The following is a 15,129-nucleotide window of genomic DNA, read 5'->3' on the forward strand; positions in this document are numbered from 1 at the left end:
GCGGGCGCCGCACGCGGCTCCGTTCGACGGGGCGATCGGCCGCGCCGCGCGGAGCGACGAACCGGGAGATGCAAAAGGATAGTTTTATCTGTGATTCTCTGCTATGATGGCGGGCTGAATTGAGATTTCTGTCAAGCCTCTGCCGTTTTCGGCACGTCTGCTGGCAGTCAAACGCGGCGCTGCACGCGGCTGTGAAGCGTACTCGCGGTGCTTTCCGCCTCTCTTTTCCGGCCTCCGAGGCCGTATTTCCGCTCGTTTCGCCTGTTTGTGGGGACGCTCGGATGGCCGGTGCGTGGCGCTTGGCCGCTACGTTTTTGACCGTTTAAGCAATTTAGGAACGACATGACGACGATTCTTCTGAAAGAAAACGAGCCGTTCGAAGTGGCGATTCGCCGCTTTCGCCGTGCTATCGAAAAAAATGGCCTGATCGCTGAACTGCGCGAACGCCAGTCCTACGAAAAGCCGACCGCAGTCCGCAAGCGCAAGAAGGCAGCAGCCGTCAAGCGCCTGCACAAGCGCCTGCGCAGCCAGATGCTGCCGAAGAAGCTCCACTAAGAGCGTCTTACGGTTCGCCGCGAAACGGCGGAGCGTGCTTCGAAAGAAGCCGCTCCGCCGTTTTGCTTTTGGGGTCCGGAAAATCCCGGTGCCTGGGCGAGCGGGGCGCGCTACCGGGCGGGCTACCGGCGGGCTCGCGACGTGGACTGACGCGAGGGCAGGTGAGGCCGACGGTCATGGCGGACAAACAATAATGAAACTAAGAATCATTCGCGATGACATAAAATGTCGCGCGTCGCATCAAAACCCGTCGGACGCGCAACTATTCCTCCATGCCGCGCGCAAGGGCATCCGGCCTCGCTAGCGGCGGCCGGCCCGCTCGTGCGCGGCGCCTGACCTCGAATGACCCGCATCCTGTTGAACCGGGGCCGCTCGCCGTCAGCCCGCCTTGCGCCGGCGTGCGGGCTGCTTGCCGCCGAGCGCCGCGCATTGCGCGTGGCACGGGCAGCCAGCTTCGTGATCGTTGACCATGCCGGTGGCCTGCATCAGCGCATAGCAGATCGTCGAACCGACGAACTTGCACCCATACGCCTTCAACGCCTTGCTGAGTGCATCGGACTGTTCGGTCGACGCGGGCGCGTCGCGGTACGACTGCCACGCGTTCTGGACCGGCGCATTGCCAACGAACGACCACAGGAACGCGGCGAGTGACCCGTGCTCTTCGCGGATGCGCTGCACGGCGCGCGCATTGGTGACCGCCGATTCGACCTTCGCGCGGTTGCGCACGATGCCGGGATTCTCCAGCAGCTTCTCGATGCGTTTCGGCGTGAAGCGCGCGACGGCATCGACGTCGAAATCCGCAAAGGCTTCACGGTAGCCTGCGCGCTTGTTCAGGATCGTCGACCACGACAGTCCGGCCTGCGCGCCTTCCAGGATCAGCATTTCGAACAGGTGGCGATCGTCGTGCGACGGCACGCCCCACTCGGTATCGTGATAGTGAGCATCCGCTTCCGTCTTCACCCAGTTGCACCGCTGCGACATCGCTTGCCTCGCTTTTCGTATCGATTCGATCGCGTCAGCATAGCGGAAGCCCTTTTCACGGAACAGCCGGCCGAACGGCAGATGGGCGCGCGGCGCCGATCCGGTTAAGCTTGGCGCCTGTTCGAATCAGCGGGATGAAGGCATGGCGGCACTACTTTTTGCGATCGGCATCGACGGAGGCGGCACGGGCACGCGCGCGGTGCTGGCCGACCGGCACGGGCGCGAGCTCGCGCAGGGGCGCGGCGGCCCGTCGGGGCTCGGGCTCGGTATCGAGCGCGCGTGGGCGTCGATCGGCGCGGCCTGCGCGGATGCGTTCACCCAGGCCGGTTATGCACTCGACTGGTCGCAGTGCGCGCTCGGCTGCGGGCTCGCAGGCGTCAACAATGCGGTGTGGCTGGCCGCGTTCCGCGCGCAGGCGCCGCTCGGCGCGCTCGCGGTCGAGAGCGACGCGTATACGACCGTCGTCGGCGCACACGGCGGCGCGCCGGGGCTGATCGTCGCGCTCGGCACCGGCAGCATCGCGGCGGCGCTCGATGCGGCCGGCGCGTGCCGGATCGCGGGCGGCTTCGGCTTCCCGTCCGGCGACGAGGCGAGCGGCGCATGGCTCGGCGTGCGCGCGCTCGCGTATGCACAGCAGGCGCTCGACGGCCGCGTGCCGCGCGATGCGTTCGCCAACGCGCTGCTCGCGGAAACGGGCGCGCAGGATCGCGACGCGCTCGTCCAGTGGTCGTGCGATGCGAACCAGACGATCTACGCGCGGTTGGCGCCGATCGTGTTCGCGCATCGTTCGCATCCGGTCGCGGGCGCGCTGATCGCGCAGGCGGGCGACGAGATCGGCAAGATGATCGATGCGCTCGATCCGCAGCAGGCGCTGCCGGTGGCGCTGTGCGGCGGATTGGCGGACGCCCTCGCACCGGCCGTGCCGGCGCGCCATGCCGCCCGGCTGCGCGCGCCGCTCGACGATTCCGCGCACGGCGCGCTGCGGCTCGCGCTGCAGGCGCTGCGGGCGGCGGAAGGGAACTGACGGCGTTTCGAGGCCGGAGGAAAGCACGCCGCAACCGCGCCGCTGGCGGCAGTCGACCGCGAACCGTCCGGCGGGCAACCGGGCACGACGTTAAAATGGCCGTTCCGCAGAGCCCTGAGCGCCACGCTTCCGTCCCATGTACAAAGTCATCGCCACCGATCTCGACGGTACCCTGCTGAACAGCGACCACCAGCTCGATCCTTACACGATCGACACCGTCCGCCGGCTCGACCGCGACGGCCTGCAGTTCGTGATCGCCACCGGGCGCCACTACGCGGACGTCGCCGGCATTCGCGACGTGCTCGGCATCCGGCCGTACCTGATCACGTCGAACGGCGCGCGCGTGCATGCGCCGGACGACACGACGATCCACGCGCAGGACATCGATCCGGCAATCGTCCGCGGCCTCGTGCAGCCCGATGTCGTCGGCGCGCACGGCCGCGTGATCGTCAACCTGTTCACCGACCAGGGCTGGCTGATCGACCGCGATGCGCCGCACCTGCTCGAATTCCACCAGGATTCGGGCTTCCGCTACGACGTGATCGACATGCCCGCGCACGACGGCGCGGATATCGCGAAGGTGCTGTACATCGGCGATCCGGCCGATCTGGCGGTCGTCGCCGAGCAGATGCGCGTGCGTTTCGGCGATGCGCTGTACGTCACGTACTCGCTGCCCGACTGCCTCGAAGTGATGACCGCGAACGTGTCGAAGGGCCGCGCGCTGCGCTCGGTTCTCGCACGTCTCGGCGTCGACACCGGCCACTGCATCGCGTTCGGCGACAACATGAACGATATCGACCTGCTCGAAACCGCCGGCCACGCGTTCATGATGAACAACGCGAATCCCGACCTGGTCGCGCGGTTGCCGCACATCCCGCGGATCGGCAACAACTTCGACGCGGGCGTTGCCCGCCACCTGCGCACGCTGTTCTCGCTCGAAGACAACGTCGCCGCATCCTGAATGTCCTGCCGGCGCGGAAATGAAAAACGGGCGCCAGTGGCGCCCGTCGAAATTACCTGCCTCGATCTTCTTTGACAGCGTGAGGCTCGCTGCTCTGCTCGCTTGACCCCGTAGTGTTTTATTCGATTGTGCGAGCCGATGCCGGCAGCAGGTCGACGGCGTTGTCACGCCCCGCGACCAGCGGGTAGATGATCCCGGCGAGTGCCGCGCCGATGATCGGCGCCACCCAGAACAGCCAGAGCTGACCGATCGCATCGCCGCCCACGAACAGCGCGGGGCCGGTCGAGCGGGCAGGGTTCACCGACGTGTTGGTGACCGGAATCGAGATCAGGTGGATCAGCGTCAGGCACAGGCCGATCGCGATCGGCGCAAAGCCGGCCGGCGCGCGCTTGTCGGTGGCGCCCAGGATCACGAACAGGAAGAAGCCCGTCATCACGACTTCGCAAATGAACGCCGAACCGAGTGCGTAGTGGCCGGGCGAGCGCTCGCCGAAGCCGTTCGTCGCAAAGCCGCTGCCGACGACGTCGAAGCCCGGCTTGCCGGTCGCGATCAGGTACAGCACGAATGCGCCGAGCGTCGCGCCGACCACCTGCGCGACGATGTACGGCACGAGATCGCGTGCGGGGAAGCGGCCGGCGACCGTCAGGCCGACGCTCACCGCCGGATTCAGGTGGCAGCCCGAAATGTGGCCAATTGCGAATGCCATCGTCAGCACAGTCAGGCCGAAGGCAAGTGCGACGCCGGCAAAGCCGATGCCGAGGCCCGGAAAGGCGGCGGCCAGCACGGCGCTTCCGCACCCGCCGAGCACCAGCCAGAACGTGCCGAATACCTCTGCAGCGAGACGCTGAGAAAGATTCATGTAAGGACCTCGTTCAAGTGGATTGAAGACAACCGGACGACGCGACGGATTTAAACCGTCACCCGGAATTGGTCTGGATTATAGGAAATGAATCGGGTGGGGGAGGGTCAACGATTGTTAAATTTGAATAGCTGACGAATGCCTTTTATTAGAATAAGTCCGCATTCTCGATATAGCCGAATCGGTTAAAGATGACAGCATTAATTTCGAAGGGCAGGGCGGCAGTGCGGATGGCGTAACGGATGTTGGTGTCCCGGCCGGATTCGCCGGGGCCGCATCATCAAAAGGGGAGTCGAAAAATGTCTCAATACGCGAAACTCAAGGCGCAGATCGCCGATCTGCAGGCTCAGGCGGACGATGTGCGCCGCCAGGAAGTGGCGGCGGTGATTGCGGAAGTCCAGCAAAAGATTGCCGAATATGGGCTGACTGCCCAGGATCTGGGCTTCGCGGAGCGAGCGAAGCGCGGGCGCCCGCCGAAGAAGGCGCCGCTGCCTCCGAAATACCGTGATCCGAAGTCGGGCGCGACCTGGAGCGGGCGCGGCAAGCCGCCGAATTGGATCGTCGGGAAAAACCGCGATCGTTTCCTCATCGAATGACCGAAAGCCCAAACAAAAGAGCCGCATCGAGATGCGGCTCTTTTGTTATCCGCGCCAATGTCGGCGCGGATTGGATTACGGAATATTTCCTTGCGGAATTCCGTGTCAGGCGCCGGCGACCCGGCGCAATGCCGGTTGACGGGCTCCCGTGCAAAGCGATTCGTAAGTTTCGACGTAGCGCTGCGCCATGGCCTTCGAGCTGAAGCGCGTATCGAAACGTTCGCGGATGGCGGTACGCGACAGGCTGTCGATCCGGTGCAGCGCGCCGACCGCGCCCTGCACGTCCTCGACGATGAAGCCGGTCACGCCGTCCTCGATCACTTCGGGCACCGAGCCGCGGTTGAACGCGACGACCGGCGTGCCGCAGGCCATCGCTTCGATCATCACCAGGCCGAACGGCTCCGGCCAGTCGATCGGGAACAGCAGCGCCTTCGCGCCGGACAGGAACGCGGGCTTCTGCGCCTCGTTGATCTCGCCGATGAATTCGACGTGCGCCTGGTCGAGCAGCGGCTCGATCACTTCCTTGAAATAGTCGGCGTCGGCCTTGTCGACCTTCGCGGCGATCTTCAGCGGCAGCCCGCTTTGCGCGGCGATCCGGATTGCGGTGTCGACGCGCTTTTCCGGGCAGATCCGGCCGAGGAACGCGAGGTATTCGGGCTTCACGCCCGGTTGCGGCGTGAGCAGCGTGTCGGGCAGCCCGTGATACACGGTGCCGGCCCATGCGGCCTGCGGCAGCGGCTTGCGCTGGTTGTTCGAGATCGACACGACCGGCGCGTCCGGGAACGCGTCGAACACCGGCTGCAGTTCCGGCAGGTCGAGACGGCCGTGCAGCGTCGTCACGTACGGCGTGTCGAGGCGCGACATCAGCGGGAACGGCAGGTAGTCGAGGTGGAAGTGCAGCACGTCGAATTCGTGCGCGACCCGGGCGACCTTTTCGAGGAGCCGCATATGGGGCGCCATCGAATCGCGGATCGACGGATCGAGCCGCAGCGCGCGCGGCCAGGCCGCCTCGAGTCGGGCCGACGTGACGGAGTCGCCGCTGGCGAACAGGGTCACGTCGTGGCCGAGATCGACGAGCGCCTCGGTGAGGTAGGACACGACACGCTCGGTGCCGCCGTAGAGTTTCGGCGGAACGGCTTCGTAAAGCGGCGCGATCTGGGCAATTCGCATGGATGCTCTCCTGTTTTGATCCGGGGGCGCGGTGGCGCCGATGCGGATCCCCTGCAAGGTTGCGAAACTCGCCGGCGTACGTGGTTGGCTGTACGTGGCCGTGCCCTGGGCGGGGTGCGCGGGGCGCCGGACGGCAAGCTGCGGGGCGGGCCGGCACGGCTCGCGCCGCCGCCCATTGGAGTCCATTATCGATATCGCCCTGCGGGGTTCGAGTGTTTTTTCAAACACTTAAGGCTTGTTACACGATGAAATACGCGAAAACCCCGAGAAAAAGGGCACGGAATCATGAATCGAGATAGCCACAACTATTGTTGCGCTATCGTGAAAAACCACTATAATTTTTACCGATCCGAATGTCGGCGGCCTTGCCGGCAAGCCTTTCGCCGCTTTGCGGAGGCCATCGGACACATCGCAGCCGGATCCGCGCTGTCACCCGCATTCCCCATTGCCCGCTTTCAATTCGCCTTGTCGGAAAAATTCCTACACGGTTTACAGACAAATCCTGCGTGGCATACGCCACTTCGCTGATACCGGCATAAATGCCGTTTAGCCAAAATTCGCCCTGTAAGACTATAAACGAGCCGACTGAGCGCCGAGGGCGCCCTGATCGAGCAAACGTTTTCATAACACGAATGGCCAAAGCAAAGCTCTTTAACGGGGGAATCATGAGCGCTACCAGCGAAATGCTCAGTGAGATCAAAGAGGTCAACCTGTCGTACCTCCTCCTCGCGCAACGCCTGCTGCGGGAAGACAAAGCGATGGGCATGTTCCGCATGGGAATCTCCCAGGAACTCGCCGACCTGCTCGCCAACCTCACGCTCGCACAGACCGTGAAGCTGGCTGCGTCGAACCAGATGCTGTGCCGCTTCCGCTTCGATGATCACGCGCTGCTCTCGTCGCTCGCCGACAAGGGCCGCAGCGATGTCGTCGCGCACGCCCACTCGGCCATCCTGATGGCCGGGCAGCAGGTCGAAGGCGTCCGCTGATCCATCCCGCCTTGCGTTTGTCCCGGCGTGCCGCGCCGGTGGGCAGCGTATTGGCCATCCATCCGAATCACGTCAAGCGGACGGTTATCACCATGGCAAGCAAAAGCGTCGTGATCGAGGTGAAGGAAATCACCCTCGCCATCGAACTGATCGAACTGGGCGCCCGGCTGCAGTTGCTGGAAGCGGAGACGAGCCTGTCGCGGGATCGTCTGATCAAGCTGTACAAGGAACTGAAGGGCGTGTCGCCGCCGAAGGGGATGCTGCCGTTCTCGACCGACTGGTTCATGACGTGGCAGCCGAACATCCACTCGTCGCTGTTCTACAACATCTACCGGTTCATGCAGGACCACGGCCGCTGCGAGCCGATCCAGTCGATCGTGAAGGCGTACCGGCTCTATCAGGAGCACGTGAACCTGTCCGGCGACGAGGCCGCGCTGAGCCTCACGCGCGCATGGACGCTCGTGCGCTTCTTCGATTCGGGGATGCTGCAGATGACCCCGTGCACGCGCTGCGGTGGGCACTTCGTCGCGCATGCGCATGATCCGCATCAAGGTTTCGTCTGCGGCCTTTGCCAGCCGCCGTCGCGCGCGGGCAAGACCCGCAAGGCCGCCGCCGCGCGCGCTGAACTGGCTGCCGCCGCGGCCTGAGCGCCATCTGGCGGGGCCGGGCGGGGCGTTCAGGCCGCGCCGGGCGGCGCGAATCGTCCGCGAATTGCTGGTAAACACCGTCGGGCCGCCGCCTGGCCGCCCGCGAAAGTTTTCCTGCCGACTGCCGTAAACCTGTTTAACGGCGGTCTCCCCGCCGGTCATTCGTGAGGGACAGGCAGTGCTGATTATCGTGGGAACACTCGTGACGCTGTTGTCCGTCTTCGGCGGTTATGCGCTGGCAGGCGGGCATCTGGGCGCCTTGATCCAGCCCGTCGAGATCCTGATGATCGTGGGCGCGGGTGTCGGCGCGTTCATCCTCGGCAACGGCGGCAAGACCATCAAGGCCACGCTGCGCGTGCTGCCGACGCTCTTCAAGGGCTCGAAATACACGAAGGATGTCTACATGGAGCTGATGGCGCTTCTTTACGTGCTGCTCGCGAAGGCACGCAAGGAAGGCACGCTCACGCTCGAGGCCGACATCGACGATCCGGAAAAGAGCCCGATCTTCACGCAATACCCGAAGATCCTCGCCGATCACCACATCGTCGAATTCCTGACCGACTACCTGCGCCTGATGGTGGGCGGCAACATGAATGCGTTCGAGATCGAGAGCCTGATGGACGAGGAGATCGAGACGCACCACGCGGAAGGCGAAGGCCCCGCGCATGCGCTGATGCGTGTCGGCGACGCGATGCCGGCGTTCGGTATCGTCGCGGCCGTGATGGGCGTCGTGCACACGATGGCGTCCGCCGACAAGCCGCCCGCGGTGCTCGGCGCGATGATCGCGCAGGCGCTGGTCGGCACGTTCCTCGGGATCCTGCTGTCGTACGGGCTGATCGGGCCGCTCGCGAGCCTCGCGGAGCAGCGCGTCGCCGAGTCGACCAAGATGTTCCAGTGCATCAAGGTGACGATCCTCGCGACGCTGAACGGCTATGCGCCGGCGATCGCGGTCGAATTCGGCCGCAAGGTGCTGTTCTCGACCGAGCGCCCGTCGTTCTCGGAGCTCGAAGAGCACGTGCGCCGCGTGAAGGCGAAGTGACGCGGAGCGCCCAATGAGCAAGAGCAAGGATCGCGCAATCGTCGTCAAGCGGGTGGCCCCGGCGAAGAAGGGCCACCACGGCGGCGCATGGAAGCTCGCGTACGCGGACTTCATGACCGCGATGATGGCGTTCTTCCTGCTGATGTGGCTGCTGAGCTCGGTCACGCCGGTGCAGCTGAAGGGGATCGCCGAATACTTCAACACGCCGCTGAAGGCCGCGCTGTTCGGCAGCGGCGACCGCAGCTCGCAGGATTCCAGCATCATCAACGGCGGCGGCCGCGACCTGTCGAGCGTCGACGCCGGCACGCTGCGCCGCACCGACGGCACGACGCAGCTCGCCGAGCGCCTCGCGAAGATGGGCGACGAGCATTCCCGCTCGCAGGCGCAGAACGCGCAGGCCGCGCAGGACCGGCTCGAGCAGGCCCGCCTGCACGACCTGCAGATCAAGCTGATGGCCGCGATCGAGGCCAACCCGACGCTGCGCCAGTTCAAGCAGCAGATCCGCATCGATTCGACGCTGATGGGGCTGCGCATCGAGATCGTCGATTCGCAGAAGCGGCCGATGTTCGCGATGTCGAGCGACCACGTCGAGCCGTACATGCGCGACATCCTGCGCGAGATCGGCAAGACGCTGAACGACGTGCCGAACCGCATCATCGTCCAGGGCCACACCGACGCCGTGCCGTACGCGGGCGGCGAGGGCGGCTACAGCAACTGGGAGCTGTCGGCCGACCGCGCGAACGCGTCGCGCCGCGAGCTGATCGCCGGCGGCATGGGCGAGGCGAAAGTGCTGCGCGTGCTCGGCCTCGCGTCGACCCAGAACCTGAACAAGGCCGACCCGCTCGATCCGGAAAACCGCCGGATCAGCGTGATCGTGCTGAACCGCAAATCCGAAGAGGCGCTGATGCGCGACGATGCGACGACCACGACGCTGTCGGCCGATGCGGCCGGCTCGCATCAGCTCGCGCAGCAGCTGGCCCCGGCGCCGGCCGTGCGCCCGGCGCTCGCGGCGTCCGCCGTCGCCGTGCCGAAACCCTGATATCGACAAGATTCCGAGACAGACATGATCCGAACGATTCTCGCCATCGACGACTCCGCGACCATGCGTGCGCTGCTGCAGGCAACGCTGATGCAGGCCGGCTACGACGTGACGGTGGCGCCGGACGGCGAGGCCGGCTTCGACCTGGCGGCCACCGTGCCGTACGACCTGGTGCTGACCGACCAGAACATGCCGCGCAAGAGCGGGCTCGAAGTGATCGCCGCGCTGCGCAAGCTCACTGCCTATACGGAAACGCCGATCCTCGTGCTGACGACCGAAGGCAGCGACGCGTTCAAGGACGCCGCACGCGACGCGGGCGCGACCGGCTGGATCGAAAAGCCGATCGACCCCGCCGTGCTGGTCGACCTGGTCGCGACGCTGTCCGAGCCGGCCGCTTCCTGACATTCACGCGACGCTTTCAACCCGGGACCGGGCATGACTCTCGACATCACTCAGTTCTACCAGACATTTTTCGACGAAGCGGACGAGCTGCTCGCGCAGATGGAGCAGTTGCTGCTGAACCTCGACGTCGGTTCGCCCGACCCCGAGGATCTGGCCGCGATCTTCCGCGCCGCGCATTCGATCAAGGGCGGCGCGGCGACGTTCGGCTTTTCCGCGCTGACCGATACGACGCACATCCTCGAATCGCTGCTCGACCGCGCACGCAACCATGAGCTGACGCTGACCAAGGAAATGGTCGACGCGTTCCTGGAGACCAAGGACGTGCTGTCCGACCAGCTCGTCGACTACCGCGCGAGCGCCGAACCGGACGCGGCTGCCGCCGCGACGATCTGCGCGAAGCTCGAACGGCTGAAGGCCGAGAGCGGCGCGGGTGCGCCGGCAGCTGCCGAGGCCGCGCCCGCGGCGCCGGTCGCTGCTGCCGTCGCACCGGCTGCGCCGGCCGCGGAACCGGCCGCCAGCGACGATCGCGTGCCCGACCACGTGATCGAGCAGGCCGTCGCAGCTGCCCATCCGGCGGCCGACGCCGGTGCGGACGAAGGCGGCCCGCACCTGAAGATCACGCTCGTGGGCGTCGATGCGAAGGATCGCGAACTGCTCACCGAAGAACTCGGCAACCTCGGCCGGATCGTGGGCCGCGAGGAAGTGGGCGCCGACCTGACGCTGTGGGTCGAATCGGACGTGCCGTCCGACGACATCGTCGCCGTGTGCTGCTTCGTGATCGACGAAAGCCAGATCCGCGTCGGGCACGGCACGGCGCCGGCCGCACCCGCTGCCGCGCAGGGCGCCGCGGCGCCGGCAGCAGAACCGGCCGCCGCCGCGCAACCGGTGCGCGCCGAGGTATTCGCGCCGCAGGCCGCGGCACCGCAACCGGCTGCATCGGCACCGGCCGCACCCGCGCCCGCCGCGCCCGCCGCCGCCGCGCAAGCGCAGCAGCCGGCTCCGCCGGCGCACGCCGACCACGCGCCGCAGGCCGCCGCGCATCACGACGACAAGCGCGCCCGCCCGGCCGCCGCTGCGGCATCGGGCGCCGAAGGCAGCTCGATCCGCGTCGGCGTCGAGAAGGTCGACCAGCTGATCAACCTGGTCGGCGAGCTCGTGATCACGCAGGCGATGCTGGCGGAAACCGCGAGCGCGTTCGATCCGGCGCTGCACGACCGCCTGTTCAACGGGATGGCGCAGCTCGAGCGCAACGCGCGCGACCTGCAGGAAGCGGTGATGTCGATCCGCATGATGCCGATGGACTACGTGTTCAGCCGCTTCCCGCGCCTCGTGCGCGACCTCGCCGGCAAGCTCGGCAAGCAGGTCGAGCTGGTCACGTTCGGCCAGGCGACCGAGCTCGACAAGAGCCTGATCGAACGGATCATCGATCCGCTGACCCACCTCGTGCGCAACAGCCTCGACCATGGGATCGAGACGGTCGACAAGCGCGTGGCCGCCGGCAAGGACGCGGTCGGCCAGCTGGTGCTGTCGGCCGCGCATCACGGCGGCAACATCGTGATCGAGGTGAGCGACGACGGCGCGGGCCTGAACCGTGAGCGCATCCTCGCGAAGGCCGCGAAACAGGGCATGCAGGTGTCAGACAACATCAGCGACGACGAAGTCTGGCAGCTGATCTTCGCACCGGGCTTCTCGACCGCCGAGACGGTGACCGACGTGTCGGGCCGCGGCGTCGGGATGGACGTCGTGAAGCGCAACATCCAGTCGATGGGCGGCCACGTGGAAATCACGTCGGTGGCCGGCCGCGGCACGACCACGCGGATCGTGCTGCCGCTCACGCTCGCGATTCTCGACGGGATGTCGGTGAAGGTCGGCAACGAGATCTTCATCCTGCCGCTGAACTTCGTGATGGAGTCGCTGCAGCCGTCGAACGACGACATCTACACGGTCGGCAACGGCGAGCGCGTGGTGCGCGTGCGCGGCGAATACCTGCCGCTGGTCGCGCTGCACGAGGTGTTCTCGGTCGACGATGCGCGCACCGACCCGACGCAGGGGATCGTCACGATCATGGAAACCGAGGGGCGTCGCTTCGCGATGCTGATCGACGAGCTGGTCGGCCAGCAGCAGGTGGTCGTGAAGAACCTCGAAACCAATTACCGCAAGGTGCACGGCATCTCGGCAGCGACCATCCTCGGCGACGGCAGCGTCGCGCTGATCGTCGACGTCGCGGCGCTGAACCGCGAAACCCGTGCGACGCACGGCGCCCGAGCCGGCGCCGAGCTCGCGATGTTCTGATGTCACTCGCCATTCAACCGATTGGGGGCAAACGTGTCTGCTGAAGTCCAAATGATCAATCCGGCCGCGGCGAACGCGGCAACGAGCCGCCGCGATGCAGAACAAGGCGACGCGACGGGCCAGGAGTTCCTCGTCTTCACGCTCGGCGACGAGGAATACGGGATCGACATCCTGAAGGTGCAGGAAATCCGCGGCTACGACAGCGTCACGCGCATCGCGAACGCGCCGGAGTTCATCAAGGGCGTGATCAACCTGCGCGGGATCATCGTGCCGATCGTCGACATGCGGATCAAGTTCCATCTCGGCCGCGTCGAGTACGACCACCAGACCGTCGTGATCATCCTGAACGTGTCGAACCGCGTGGTCGGGATGGTGGTCGACGGCGTGTCGGACGTGCTGACGCTGCAGACGGACCAGATCATGCCGGCGCCGGAATTCGGCGCGACGCTGACGACCGAGTACCTGACGGGCCTCGGCACGGTCGACGGCCGGATGCTGATCCTGATGGACATCGAGAAGCTGATGTCGAGCCGTGAAATGGCGCTGATCGAGACGCTCGGCGGTTAAGCGCGCCGCGCGCGCAGGAATTTCGGGAGAATCTGCAATGTTGCATAACTGGTCGATCCGCACGACGCTTACGGCGATCGGACTCATCCTCGTGGCGCTGGCCGCCGCCGTCGGCGGGCTCGGCCTCTACGCGCTCAATCACGCGAGCCGCTCGCTCGACGAGATCGCGCACGTCGACTTGCCGGCGATCCACGCGCTCGACGACACGGCCGCGCAGTTGCTGCGCTCGCGCGTGGCGCTCGATCGCTTCCGTACGCTGACCGAAGCCGGCAACGGGGCCGATGCCACGAAGGTGCTCGATCGCGCGCAGGAGCTGTTCGCGAAGTCGAACCAGAACTGGCAGGCGTTCCAGTCGCTGCCGAAGCTCGGCGTCGATCAGGCGCTCCTCGACGAGCTCTCCGCACGCTACACGACGATCGTGAAGGAAGGCGTCGAGCCCGAATTCGCGGCGGCGCGCGCGGGCGACATGGCGGCGTACCACGCGGTGGCCGACACGAAGATCAGCCCGATGTTCATCGCGTTCGACCAGACGGCGGCGGCCGTGATCGCCTCGCTGCAGAAGCGCGCGGAAGATCGCCAGGCCGCGACGCAGTCGCAGATCTCGCTGATGATCGGCCTGATCGCGGCCGGCATCGCGATCGCGTTCGTCGTCGTGATCGCGATCCGCTTTGCGCTGCGCGGCCTGATCGTGCAGCCGCTCGAAGACGCGATCGCGCACTTCGAGCGCATCGCCGGCGGCGACCTCACGCAGCCGGTGAACGTGTTCAGCACCAACGAGATCGGCCGCCTGTTCGGCGGCATCAAGCGGATGCAGGACGCCGTCACGACGATGGTGCAGGCCGTGCATCGCGGCACCGAGTCGATCGACGTCGGTGCGCGCGAGATCTCGACCGGCAACACCGACCTGTCGCAGCGCACCGAGGAGCAAGCCGCGTCGCTGCAGGAAACCGCGTCGAGCATGGAGCAGTTGACGGGCACCGTGCGGCAGAACGCGGAGAACGCACGGCAGGCCAGCCAGCTCGCGGTGAATGCATCGGACATCGCGACGCAGGGCGGCGAAGTGGTCGGCCAGGTCGTGTCGACGATGCAGGACATCGCGGCGAGCTCGGGCAAGGTCGTCGACATCATCGGCACGATCGAAGGCATCGCGTTCCAGACCAACATCCTTGCGCTGAACGCGGCGGTCGAAGCCGCGCGTGCGGGCGAACAGGGCCGCGGCTTCGCGGTGGTCGCGGGCGAGGTGCGCTCTCTCGCGCAGCGCAGCGCGAGCGCCGCGAAGGAAATCAAGCAGCTGATCGGCGATTCGGCCGAGAAGGTCGAAAGCGGGTCGGCGCTCGTGTCGCGCGCCGGCTCGACGATGGACGAGATCGTGCAGGCCGTGCGCCGCGTGACCGACATCATGGGCGAGATCAGCGCCGCATCGGACGAGCAGTCGACCGGCATCGAGCAGGTCAACCGCGCGGTCGGCCAGATGGATTCGGTCACGCAGCAGAACGCCGCGCTCGTCGAGCAGGCGGCGGCCGCGGCCGCGTCGCTCGAGGAGCAGACGCGCCAGATGAAGTCGATCGTGTCGGGCTGGCGCGTGGCGGGCGGCATCGTGCTCGCGCCGTCGCACAGTGCGGCGCGGCCGGCCGCGCCCGCGCTGACGTCCGAGGCGCGTTTCGAAGCGGCGCCAGTTGCCGCGCTGCCGTCTCCGCAAGCCAACGCCCAACCGGCACGGCGCGCCGCGCCGGCGCCGCGTGCTGCCGCTGCGGCTGCGGCGGCTGCGGCGGCTGCGGCGGGCACAGGCCATGAACCGAAGCGTGCGGCCGATACGGGCGCACACGCGCAGAAGGATGTACCGGCTTCCCGCGGCACGGCTGCGGGCGGCTACGGGCCGCGTCTCGCGAAAACCGCCGCGCCGGCCGACAAGCCGGCCGCGAAACCCGCGCTCGTGCGCCCGGCGCTGAACGGCGAGAAGCCGGCGCCGGCCACGGCCGGCACGTCCGATGACGATTGGGAGACCTTCTAA

Annotated in this window: 15 protein-coding genes; 12 read left to right on the forward strand and 3 right to left on the reverse strand. The window is 66.5% G+C overall.

The features are described 5' to 3' along the window. Positions 1 to 342 precede the first annotated feature (342 nt). Positions 343 to 555 carry a 30S ribosomal protein S21 gene (gene rpsU, locus C5O79_RS22835; protein WP_006401410.1) on the forward strand — a complete coding sequence of 71 codons (213 nt, stop codon included), beginning with the start codon at positions 343 to 345 and terminating at the stop codon, positions 553 to 555. 378 nt (positions 556 to 933) lie between these two features. On the opposite strand, the gene C5O79_RS22845 is transcribed toward rpsU, so the two are convergent. Beyond that, positions 934 to 1,536 (reverse strand): DNA-3-methyladenine glycosylase I, encoded by a 603-nt coding sequence (locus tag C5O79_RS22845; RefSeq protein WP_105815110.1) that lies wholly within the window; start codon positions 1,534 to 1,536, stop codon positions 934 to 936. Between the two features lie 142 nt (positions 1,537 to 1,678). Between C5O79_RS22845 and C5O79_RS22850 the strand changes: the two genes are divergently transcribed. Next, entirely contained in the window at positions 1,679 to 2,560 is an 882-nt protein-coding gene (locus C5O79_RS22850) for a BadF/BadG/BcrA/BcrD ATPase family protein (protein ID WP_124496018.1), read from the forward strand. A 136-nt stretch (positions 2,561 to 2,696) separates the two neighbouring features. Then, a complete protein-coding gene (locus tag C5O79_RS22855; protein ID WP_089460305.1) occupies positions 2,697 to 3,521 on the forward strand; it encodes a Cof-type HAD-IIB family hydrolase in 825 nt (274 codons plus the stop codon). A 118-nt stretch (positions 3,522 to 3,639) separates the two neighbouring features. Here C5O79_RS22855 and aqpZ read toward each other — a convergent pair whose 3' ends face one another. Further along, the gene (aqpZ, locus tag C5O79_RS22860) at positions 3,640 to 4,380 is read right to left on the reverse strand and encodes an aquaporin Z (protein ID WP_046547454.1); all 741 of its coding nucleotides are present in this window, start codon (positions 4,378 to 4,380) and stop codon (positions 3,640 to 3,642) included. Positions 4,381 to 4,679: 299 nt separating this feature from the next. Between aqpZ and C5O79_RS22865 the strand changes: the two genes are divergently transcribed. Then, complete coding sequence (locus C5O79_RS22865) at positions 4,680 to 4,976, forward strand: H-NS histone family protein (protein ID WP_021162849.1); 297 nt, start codon at positions 4,680 to 4,682, stop codon at positions 4,974 to 4,976. Positions 4,977 to 5,081: 105 nt separating this feature from the next. Here C5O79_RS22865 and C5O79_RS22870 read toward each other — a convergent pair whose 3' ends face one another. Next, complete coding sequence (locus tag C5O79_RS22870) at positions 5,082 to 6,146, reverse strand: glycosyltransferase family 4 protein (protein WP_046547453.1); 1,065 nt, start codon at positions 6,144 to 6,146, stop codon at positions 5,082 to 5,084. A 665-nt stretch (positions 6,147 to 6,811) separates the two neighbouring features. Between C5O79_RS22870 and flhD the strand changes: the two genes are divergently transcribed. The 8 genes from flhD (at position 6,812) to C5O79_RS22915 (ending at position 15,129) form a co-directional block, all read left to right on the forward strand. Beyond that, positions 6,812 to 7,132: a flagellar transcriptional regulator FlhD gene (gene flhD, locus C5O79_RS22880; RefSeq protein WP_039346834.1), complete on the forward strand. Its 321-nt coding sequence runs from the start codon at positions 6,812 to 6,814 to the stop codon at positions 7,130 to 7,132. A 92-nt stretch (positions 7,133 to 7,224) separates the two neighbouring features. Continuing rightward, positions 7,225 to 7,779, forward strand: a complete 555-nt coding sequence (gene flhC, locus C5O79_RS22885) for a flagellar transcriptional regulator FlhC (RefSeq protein WP_011350591.1) — start codon at positions 7,225 to 7,227, stop codon at positions 7,777 to 7,779. Between the two features lie 178 nt (positions 7,780 to 7,957). Then, positions 7,958 to 8,818: a flagellar motor stator protein MotA gene (gene motA, locus C5O79_RS22890; RefSeq protein ID WP_011350592.1), complete on the forward strand. Its 861-nt coding sequence runs from the start codon at positions 7,958 to 7,960 to the stop codon at positions 8,816 to 8,818. Positions 8,819 to 8,831: 13 nt separating this feature from the next. Beyond that, the gene (gene motB / locus C5O79_RS22895) at positions 8,832 to 9,857 is read left to right on the forward strand and encodes a flagellar motor protein MotB (RefSeq protein ID WP_046547452.1); all 1,026 of its coding nucleotides are present in this window, start codon (positions 8,832 to 8,834) and stop codon (positions 9,855 to 9,857) included. 24 nt (positions 9,858 to 9,881) lie between these two features. After that, entirely contained in the window at positions 9,882 to 10,259 is a 378-nt protein-coding gene (locus C5O79_RS22900; RefSeq protein WP_011350594.1) for a response regulator, read from the forward strand. 33 nt (positions 10,260 to 10,292) lie between these two features. Then, on the forward strand, positions 10,293 to 12,551 hold the full coding sequence (gene cheA, locus C5O79_RS22905) for a chemotaxis protein CheA (RefSeq protein WP_122473476.1): 2,259 nt from the start codon (positions 10,293 to 10,295) through the stop codon (positions 12,549 to 12,551). 51 nt (positions 12,552 to 12,602) lie between these two features. Continuing rightward, on the forward strand, positions 12,603 to 13,118 hold the full coding sequence (gene cheW, locus C5O79_RS22910) for a chemotaxis protein CheW (protein WP_006486165.1): 516 nt from the start codon (positions 12,603 to 12,605) through the stop codon (positions 13,116 to 13,118). Between the two features lie 37 nt (positions 13,119 to 13,155). Further along, on the forward strand, positions 13,156 to 15,129 hold the full coding sequence (locus C5O79_RS22915; RefSeq protein ID WP_131931781.1) for a methyl-accepting chemotaxis protein: 1,974 nt from the start codon (positions 13,156 to 13,158) through the stop codon (positions 15,127 to 15,129).

It is taken from the genome of Burkholderia sp. SRS-25 (genome assembly GCF_004343765.1).
Classification (GTDB): Bacteria; Pseudomonadota; Gammaproteobacteria; order Burkholderiales; family Burkholderiaceae; genus Burkholderia; species Burkholderia contaminans.